This window comes from Lysobacter sp. CA196, from assembly GCF_052078695.1.
GTDB lineage: Bacteria > Pseudomonadota > Gammaproteobacteria > Xanthomonadales > Xanthomonadaceae > Lysobacter.
The window spans coordinates 70,493-77,351 of sequence record NZ_JBQJIN010000028.1 but is presented as its reverse complement, the minus strand read 5'-3'; the positions used below and the strand labels follow the sequence as shown (position 1 = coordinate 77,351).

Annotated in this window: 7 protein-coding genes; 4 read left to right on the top strand and 3 right to left on the bottom strand. The window is 67.6% G+C overall.

The features are described from left to right. Nucleotides 1-88 (bottom strand): helix-turn-helix domain-containing protein (locus ACTOWK_RS19490; protein ID WP_441331752.1); only part of this gene is annotated, 88 nt, incomplete at its 3' end. Between the two features lie 463 nt (nucleotides 89-551). On the opposite strand from ACTOWK_RS19490, the gene ACTOWK_RS19485 reads away from it, so the two are divergent. Continuing rightward, entirely contained in the window at nucleotides 552-2,189 is a 1,638-nt protein-coding gene (locus tag ACTOWK_RS19485; protein WP_441331748.1) for an acyl-CoA dehydrogenase family protein, read from the top strand. Between the two features lie 5 nt (nucleotides 2,190-2,194). Next, complete coding sequence (locus tag ACTOWK_RS19480; protein ID WP_441331747.1) at nucleotides 2,195-2,680, top strand: L,D-transpeptidase family protein; 486 nt, start codon at nucleotides 2,195-2,197, stop codon at nucleotides 2,678-2,680. 41 nt (nucleotides 2,681-2,721) lie between these two features. Here ACTOWK_RS19480 and ACTOWK_RS19475 read toward each other — a convergent pair whose 3' ends face one another. After that, entirely contained in the window at nucleotides 2,722-2,949 is a 228-nt protein-coding gene (locus tag ACTOWK_RS19475; protein ID WP_441331751.1) for a hypothetical protein, read from the bottom strand. Between the two features lie 144 nt (nucleotides 2,950-3,093). Here ACTOWK_RS19475 and ACTOWK_RS19470 point away from each other — a divergent pair, with 144 nt between their 5' ends. Then, the gene (locus ACTOWK_RS19470) at nucleotides 3,094-3,270 is read left to right on the top strand and encodes a hypothetical protein (RefSeq protein ID WP_441331746.1); all 177 of its coding nucleotides are present in this window, start codon (nucleotides 3,094-3,096) and stop codon (nucleotides 3,268-3,270) included. A 432-nt stretch (nucleotides 3,271-3,702) separates the two neighbouring features. Beyond that, nucleotides 3,703-4,902, top strand: coding sequence for a S1 family peptidase (locus tag ACTOWK_RS19465; RefSeq protein ID WP_441331745.1), 1,200 nt, complete (start codon nucleotides 3,703-3,705; stop codon nucleotides 4,900-4,902). Nucleotides 4,903-5,050: 148 nt separating this feature from the next. Here ACTOWK_RS19465 and ACTOWK_RS19460 read toward each other — a convergent pair whose 3' ends face one another. Then, nucleotides 5,051-6,853: an ABC transporter transmembrane domain-containing protein gene (locus ACTOWK_RS19460; protein ID WP_441331744.1), complete on the bottom strand. Its 1,803-nt coding sequence runs from the start codon at nucleotides 6,851-6,853 to the stop codon at nucleotides 5,051-5,053. Nucleotides 6,854-6,859 lie beyond the last annotated feature (6 nt).

Below are 6,859 nucleotides of genomic sequence, written 5' to 3'. Positions count from 1 at the left end.
CGATTTGTCGGGCGCTGAGACCTTGGCGGACCCAGGCCATGATGGCGCCGCGCTCTTCGGGACTCAGGTGGGTGTAGTGGTGGCCCATGTGCAGAACCCTTCGGTGGGTGATGCACTTAAGCTTAGAAACCGCCTAACCAAAGAAGTTGCTTTTCTTTGAATCACCAGCCCGCACGAGCGGTGCATACGCGGTGATTTTTCATACGGGACATCCCTGTCCCGATGAAAAACGGCCCGCATCCCTGCGGGCCGCCCTCCGGGTCTTCTGTTGCCTTCGCTAGTGCGAGGCTGCGCACGGCAACGGCAACGGCAACGGCAACGGCAACGGCAACGGCAACGGCAAGAGCAATAGCAACACTGGGAGCTACGGTGCCGAGGTAACGGGCCGCGCAGCTTGGAGCCCGGCGGTCGCGGCCTGCGCCGCTCCTACCCTGAGCGCCGAGCGCCGAAGGCCGAAGGCCCAGGCGCTGCAACACCTGCGCGATTGCGCAGGTCCCCACACCGGCCAGACACCACTAGAATCGAGACAAACCCAACGGAGAGTCGCCGCCATGGACACGCTGCCCCCGTTCGCGACCCATCGGGTCGAGAATCAGCCGCCGCCGTTCGCCCCGCGCGATCTGTGGCGCGACGACGTCGCCCTGCGCGAAGCGGTGAGCCGCGAAAGCGGCGACAGCCATGCCGAGGCGCTGGCGCGTTATGGTGCGCTCGCCGGCGACGAAATCTACCGTCTCAGCTTCGACGCGCATCGCGACAAGCCGCGCCTGCGCAGCCACGATGCCCAGGGCCATCGCATCGACCTGGTCGAGTTCCATCCGAACTACCACGCCATCATGCGTGCCGCGATCGAACACGGCGTGGCCGGTCTGTCCTGGCACGATCCGCGTCCAGGCTCGCACGTCGCGCGCGCGGCGCTGAGTTATCTGCATCATCAGGTCGAACCCGGCAGCAGCTGCCCGCTGACCATGACCCATGCCGCCGCACCGGTGTTGCGCCATGCTCCCGCTCTGGCCGAATGGGCGCGCAAGGCGGCCGCACCGAGCTACGACGGGCGCGATGTCGGCTTCGGCGACAAGGCCGGCCTCACCCTCGGCATGGGCATGACCGAGAAGCAGGGCGGTTCCGACGTGCGCGCCAACCAGACCGTCGCCACGCCGGTGTCCGGCGACGAGTACGAACTCGTCGGTCACAAATGGTTTTTCTCGGCGCCGATGTCGGACGGCTTCCTGGTGCTGGCGCAGGCGCCGGGCGGGCTGAGTTGTTTCCTGATGCCGCGCTGGCATCCGCACGGCGGCAAGAACGCGCTGCGGTTGATGCGGCTCAAGGACAAGCTCGGCGATTGGTCGAATGCATCGTCCGAGGTCGAATTCCAGGGCGCCTGGGCGCAACGCATCGGCGATGAAGGCCGCGGCGTGGCGACGATCATCGAGATGGTGATGCTGACCCGCCTGGACTGCATGCTCGGTTCGGCCGGAGAAATGCGCATGGCCTTGGCGCAGGCGATGCACCACGCGCGCCATCGGCGCAGCTTCGGCAAGCCGCTGCTCGATCACGCGCTGATGCGCAACGTGCTGGCCGACCTCGCGCTCGAAGCCGAGGCCGCGATCCAGTTCGCGATCCGGGTCGCCGGCGCGGTCGACCGTGCCGGCGGCGATGCCGGCGAGCAGGCGTTCGCGCGCATCGCCACGGCGATCGGCAAGTACTGGATCTGCAAACGCGCGCCGGCCTTCGTCAACGAGGCCCAGGAATGCCTGGGCGGCGCCGGCTATGTGGAGGAGTCCATCCTGCCGCGCCTGTATCGACAGGCGCCGTTGAATTCGATCTGGGAGGGGAGCGGCAACATCCAGTGCCTCGACGTGCTGCGTGCGCTCGCACGCGAGCCGCAGACCGCTGCGGCCCTGTTGGCCGAGCTCGAATCGGCCGCGGGCCGCGACGCCGCGTTCGACGCGCAACTCGACGCCTTGCGCGCGGTCCTGAGCGGGCAAACGCCGGTGGTCGAGGCACAGGCGCGGGTTTGGACCGAGCGCCTCGCCCTGGGCCTGCAGGCGGCCACGCTGTTGCGTGCCGGCAGCCCGCTGGCGCCGGCATTCTGCGCGAGCCGGCTCGGCGGGCAGCATGGCCTGGCTTTCGGCACCTTGCCGGAGGGCTTGGACTTCGATCTCGTGCTGCAGCGGGTGCTGCCGGCATGAGGGCGATGCGCATCGTTCTGTTCGTCTCCGCGATGCTTTGCACACCGGCCTGGGCACGCACGCCGCCGGCGATGGCGCCGGCGGCGCAACGCGCCGACAGCATCGTCGTCGACAAGTCGGACCGGCGCATGCGTTTGCTGCGCGACGGCAAGCTCATCCGCACTTATTCGATCCTGCTCGGCGATGCGCCGAGCGGACACAAGCGCCAGCAGGGCGACGAGCGTACGCCAGAAGGCGCTTACCGCATCAGCGGGCGCAATCCCAACAGCCGCTTCCATCTGTCGTTGCGCGTGTCCTATCCGAATGATGCCGATCGCAAGCAGGCGCGTGCGCGCGGCGTCGATCCGGGCGGCGACATCATGATCCACGGCGGCACGCCGCCCGGATACCGGCGCGACTGGACCGATGGTTGCATCGCACTGAGCGACGTGCAGATCGAGGAAGTCTGGAGCCTGGTTCCGAACGGCACGCCGATCCGGATCGATCCCTGAGACGCTCCAGCGCGCTCTTGATGCAATCCGCTTTTGGTATTTCAGCGCAGCTTTTCCGCATAGGCCTCGCGGACCTGCTGGCTGATGTAGGCGCTCAATCCGCGGCCGTTTTCGGCGAGCCTGCGCATCGTGGCGATGGCCGCGGCGCCGGCGCTGTCGACGGTGTAGAGATAGACCGAACCGTCGACGAACTCGATCGCGATTGCGTCCGGTCCGGGCAGATAGGCACGGACGCCGGAGTCGCCGTTGAGGTTGGAATACGGTTTCATCATGGGCGCGAACCGCGGCGCTGGCCAGCCCCGCATGAATACGGGGCCGACGGATACCTGTTGTTGCGACGTCATCCCACCCTAGCGTGGATGGGTGTAAGGTCGGGTGACGCGGCCATTCAGGCCGCAGCGGGAGGTGCAACCATGCGTGGTTCACGTAAATCCCAGGCGCTGGCGTTGCTTGCGTTGGCCGCGGTGCCGCCGCCGGCGCATGGCTCGGATTTTTCTTTCGCACTGTTCTGGCTCGGGCGCGGCGCAGGCCTCATCGCACTGTGCCTGTTCACGGTTTGGCTGATCGGTGAAGCCAAGCGCGCGAACTGAGCGCAGCCCCGAAGTCCGATTCGCGAGCGTTATCGCCGATGCCTGATGGAGTTCATGCGGCGCAGCTTTTGCATCAGTCGCCCTATGAACGTATGCGCTTCGCGGGATCGGAGCGGCGGCGCGCCCGCCGGGCCTTGCGCCTATCGACACGTTCCATTCGGCCACGCATCGTGGCCGGATGCGGGTTCGTTCGTTCAGTCTGAGCGACGCATACGCATTCCTGTGACGCATCTCGGAATAGCGGTGTGACGGCGCCTCGCCGGCGGCTTGCGCGTGCGCCCGGCATCTTCTTATCTGTCTGCTCCCGTCGTCCCGATGCGCATCGCGCGGCTGTTTTGCCGACGGCGGTCCGCCGTTCAGGCGACGGCGACACGAGGTCGTCACGGCCTCATCCGAGCCATGTCAGATTCCATCCCTAAGGAGTTCTCCAACATGTCCGTATCGAAATCCGGCAAGCGCGCCGGCCTGGCGCGTGCGTCTTTGTTCTCGATGATGACGGCGGTCGCCGCATTGTCCTGCGGCGCGGCGCTGGCGGCCGACGAGGTAAGTCCCGAGCTGAAATTCGCGATGCAGCGCGACCTCGGCGTGTTCCCGTCGCAGCTCGGCCAGTACCTGGCCACCGAACGCCTTGCGCAAACCCAGGCGGCGGCGGTCGAACGCGAGCTCGGCGGCAACTTCGCCGGCAGTTGGATCGAGCGCAACCAGGACGGCAGCTTCAAATACGTCGCCGCGACCTCGGGGGCACGCAAGGCCTCGCGCATCCCCGGCGTCGAAGTGCGCACCGTGCGTCACAGCCTGAAGCAGTTGCAGAATTCGATGGACCTGCTCGACGCCGGCTCGCAGACGCGGGTGAAAGGCATCAGCAAGCCGCTGACCGGCATCCAGAGCTGGTACGTCGACCAGACCAGCAACAGCGTCGTGGTCGAGGTCGACCAGGGCGCGACCGAGCGCGGCGTCGATTTCGTCGCCGTCAGCGGCGCCGACAGCGGCATGGTGCGCATCGAGGAAATGCCGGGCACCTTGCAGACCACCGCGACCATCCTCGGCGGCATCGAGTACTCGATCAACAACGCCTCGCTGTGTTCGGTCGGCTTCTCGGTCACTCGCGGCACCACCAAGGGCTACGTGACCGCCGGCCATTGCGGCACGGTCGGCGCGATCGCCCGCGTCGGCGGCGTGCAGGTCGGCTCCTTCGCCGCTCGCGTGTTCCCGGGTAACGACCGTGCCTGGGTCAGCGTCGGCAGCACCCACACGCTGCAAGGCGCGGTGAGCAACTATAGCGGCGGCACCGTGGCGGTGCGCGGCAGCACCGAGGCGGCAATCGGCGCGGCGGTATGCCGTTCCGGCCGCACCACCGGTTATCGCTGCGGCACCATCACTGCCAAGAACGTCACCGCCAACTATGCCGAAGGTGCGGTACGCGGCCTGACCCAGGGCAATGCCTGCATGGGGCGCGGCGATTCGGGCGGTTCCTGGATCACCAGCGCCGGCCAGGCGCAGGGCGTGATGTCGGGCGGCAACGTGCAGGCCAACGGCAACAACTGCGGCATTCCGGCCTCGCAGCGCAGCAGCCTGTTCGAGCGGCTCGGCCCGATCCTCAGCCAGTACGGCCTGACTTTGGTGCGCAGTTGAGCGGGAACGAGGAGTTGGGAACGAGTAGTTAGGAGCGAGGAGTGAGGAGCGAGGAGAGCATGAGCGTAGGCGATATCTGCCTTCGCTCACTTCTCACTTCTCCGCACTCACTCCTCACTTCTCTTTACTCACTTCTCGCCCGACCGGCTCAATCCAGGAACTGCAGTTTCGCCAGCTCGGCGTACAGGCCTCCCTCGGCGAGCAGTTGCGCATGCGTGCCTTCGGCGATGATCCGGCCGCGGTCCATCACCACGATGCGGTCGGCCTTGAGCACAGTCGCCAGGCGATGAGCGATGACCAGGGTGGTGCGGCCTTCCATCAGCGTTTCCAAGGCTTGCTGCACCGCGCGTTCGCTCTGCGCGTCCAGCGCGCTGGTGGCTTCGTCGAGCAGCAGGATCGGCGCGTCCTTGAGCAGGGCGCGGGCGATGGCGATGCGCTGTTGCTGGCCGCCGGACAGGCGTGCGCCGCGTTCGCCGAGTTCGGTCGCCAGCTTGTCGGGCAGGGCGTCGATGAAATCGGCGGCATGCGCGGCGCGCACGGCCTGGTCGATGTCGTCGTCGCCGGCTTCGAGGCGACCGTAGCGGATGTTGTCGCGTGCGGTGGTGGCGAAGATGGTCGGTTGCTGCGGCACCAGGGCGATGGCTTCGCGCAAGGCGGCCGGGTCGAGTTCGCGCACGTCCAGGCCGTCGACCTTGACCGCACCCTGCTGCGGGTCGTGGAAACGCAGCAGGATCGAGAACACGGTGCTCTTGCCGGCGCCGGAAGGGCCGACCAGGGCCACGGTTTCGCCCGGACGCACGCGCAAGCTGAAATCCTCCAGCGCAGGCAGGTCGGGACGCAGCGGATAGTGGAAGCCGACATGCTCGAACACCAGTTCGCCGTGCAGCGGCTTCGGCAACAGCTTCGGATGCGCCGGCGCGCGCACCGCGCTGGATTCGTTGAGCAGTTCGCTGATCCGGCCCATGCCGCCGGCCGCGCGCTGGAGATCGTTCCAGACCTCGGCGAGGGCGCCGATCGAGCCGCCGCCGATCAGGGCATACAGCACGAACTGGCCGAGGGTGCCGGCGCTCATGCGCCCGGCGACCACGTCGTGCGCGCCCGACCACAGCACCAGGGTGATCGCGCCGAACACCAGGGTGATGGCGATCGCGGTGACCCAGGCCTGGGCGCTGATGCGCTGGCGGGCGGTCTTCACCGCGATCTGCAGCGACTCGCTGAAGCGGCCTTGTTCGTAGGGCTCGCGCGCATGCGCCTGGACCGTGCGCACGGCGCCGAGGGTCTCGCTGGCCAGGGTGTTGGCGTCGGCGACGCGGTCCTGGCTGGCGCGCGAGATCTTCTGCAGCTTGCGACCGCCGATGACGATCGGCAGCACCGCCAGCGGAATGCCGATCAGGGCGAACACCGCCAGGCGCGGGCTGGTCCAGAACAGCATGCCGAGGCTGCCGATCACCGTGACCGTGCTGCGCAGCGCTACCGACATGCTCGAACCCACCACGCTGCGCAGCAGCTCGGCATCGGCGGTGAGGCGCGAGACCAGCTCGCCGCTGCGGGTGCGGTCGTGGAAGCCGGCGTCGAGCGCGATCAGATGGCTGTAGAGCTTCTCGCGCAGGTCGGCGACCACGCGCTCGCCCAGGATCGAAACGAAATAGAAGCGGATCGCGGTGGCGAAGGCCAGGGCGATGGCGACCAGGAACAGCAACAGGAAGGCGCGGTCGATCGCGTTGCTGCCGCCGCCGGCGGCGCTCTGGGCGAAGCCCTGGTCGATCATGGTCTTGAACGCGACCGGCAGGCTCAAGGTGGCCGCGCTCGACGCGCCCAGGGCGAACAGCCAGGCCACGAACAGACCGCTGTGCTTTCGCACGAACGGCCACAGGGTACGCAGACTGCCGATCGGGGCCTTGCGGTCGTCGCGGCGTGAGTCGACCGGGCGGCCGGCGCTGGAATCTGTCATCGGGAG